Genomic DNA, 1911 nt, shown 5'->3' with positions numbered 1-1911 from the left:
TTGGTGTCCTCTACAGGTAAACCGCAAGCCTTTACCTTTCCTTACAGCAAACAAATTGGTTCAAAAACGAGATCCTTGATACAATCTGCGACCGATTTGGTGGGCTAAGGTCACTATCCTTGGCTTCGTTTGTATTTCCGGCACCTCACGAGGGTGCACTCTTTGTGGCTCGGCCACGAGTAAAACGTAAGAGGCTAATATGTCTAAGCAAGATTCTGTTGTAATTGTAAGCGGTGTTCGTACACCAATGGGTGGTCTTCAAGGTAGCCTGTCTACTGTTCCTGCGCCTGAGCTAGGCAGCATCGTTATCAAAGAAGCGGTCGAGCGTGCGGGCCTTAAGCCTGAAGACGTACAAGAAGTGATCATGGGTAACGTATTGCCAGCCGGTCTTAAGCAAGGCCCAGCTCGCCAGGCAATGCGTCAAGCAGGCCTACCTGATGCAACGGGTGCTACCACAATCAACAAGCTTTGTGGTTCAGGTATGAAAGCGGCGATGATGGCACACGATGCGATCAAGGCAGGCACTAACGATGTAATGATTGCTGGCGGCATGGAGTCTATGTCTAACGCTCCTTATATTTTGCCAACGGCTCGTAAGGGCTTCCGCATGGGTCACGGTGACCAAGCAATGGATCACATGTTCCTAGATGGTTTGGAAGATGCTGAAACAGGTCGTCTAATGGGTTCTTTCGCACAAGAAGTTGCAGACAAGAAAGGTTATACACGTGAGCAGATGGATGACTATGCGATCCAATCACTTACTCGTGCAAAAACTGCAACGGAAGAAGGTTTGCTAAAAGCTGAAATCGTTCCAGTAACCGTTAAGTCTCGCCGTGGCGATACTGTGGTTGAGCACGATGAGCAGCCATTCAACGCTAACATCGAGAAAATCCCTAGTCTTCGCGCAGCTTTTGCTAAAGATGGTACCATCACTGCAGCGAATGCTTCATCAATCTCAGATGGCGCATCAGCACTTGTTCTAATGCGTGAAAGCGAAGCTGAAGCACGTGGCCTTAAGCCTGTTGCTCGTATCGTTGGTCATGCTACGCAATCCCAGCACCCAAGTGAATTTACAATCGCTCCTGTTGGCGCAATTGAAAACTTGTTTGCTAAGACAGGCTGGACTAAAGAAGATGTTGATTTGTATGAAATCAACGAAGCCTTCGCAATGGTTGCAATGATGCCTATCATTGACCTAGGGCTTGACCCAGAAACGGTGAACATCTTCGGTGGTGCATGTGCACAAGGCCACCCTGTTGGTTCAACAGGTTCACGTTTGTTGGTTACCTTGATCAACGCATTGAAAGTGAAAGACAAGTCTAAAGGTGTTGCTGCACTATGTATTGGTGGTGGTGAAGCAACCGCTATGGCGATTGAGTTGATCTAAGCTCAGCGTTCATACTAAGAACAGCGCTACAGCAGTACTAAAAAAGGGTCGCAAATATGCGGCCCTTTTTATTATTAATGGAATCAAAACTTTGAAGCTCGGTAAACGCCTAAAAAAACTCAATGAGATGTGCCTAAATAACTACGAGCACATCTGGGATTGCTGCTGCGACCACGGTTTATTGGGAATCAACCTGCTTGATCGGCAAGCCGCACCCACAATTCACTTTGTTGATATTGTTCCAGAGCTCATTGAAGCCTTGAACCTGAAGTTAGTTGAGCTCTTTCCGGCGACTCCTAACAACCAAACATCTTGGAAGACCTATTGCAGCGATGCCTCCCAGTTACCTTTAGACAAACATCAAGGCAAACATTTGGTCATTATTGCTGGTATAGGTGGTGACGAAACGATGAGCCTGATCAACCAGCTTCATCAGAAGTTTCAAAACCTTGATATCGATTATCTGCTCTGCCCTGTTTATCACCAATATGCACTTAGGCAGCACCTCATTAAGCTCGATTTTT

General features: G+C 46.8%; 2 protein-coding genes. Both read left to right on the top strand.

The window, feature by feature from the left end:
- Nucleotides 1–199: 199 nt before the first annotated feature.
- Entirely contained in the window at nt 200–1387 is a 1188-nt protein-coding gene (locus tag A3761_RS23930; protein ID WP_068507713.1) for an acetyl-CoA C-acyltransferase, read from the top strand.
- Nucleotides 1388–1478: 91 nt separating this feature from the next.
- Nucleotides 1479–1911: SAM-dependent methyltransferase (locus A3761_RS23925; protein ID WP_197473225.1), on the top strand; the 433-nt coding region annotated here is incomplete at its 3' end.

Source organism: Oleiphilus sp. HI0123 (assembly GCF_001635315.1).
The sequence above is the reverse complement of the archived record's forward strand: the minus strand, read 5'-3'. Positions and strand labels throughout refer to the sequence as shown.

What these genes read in the sequence shown, in the direction of transcription:
- A3761_RS23930 (WP_068507713.1), top strand. Translation starts at nt 200, where the DNA reads ATGTCTAAGCAAGATTCTGTTGTAATTGTAAGCGGTGTTCGTACACCA.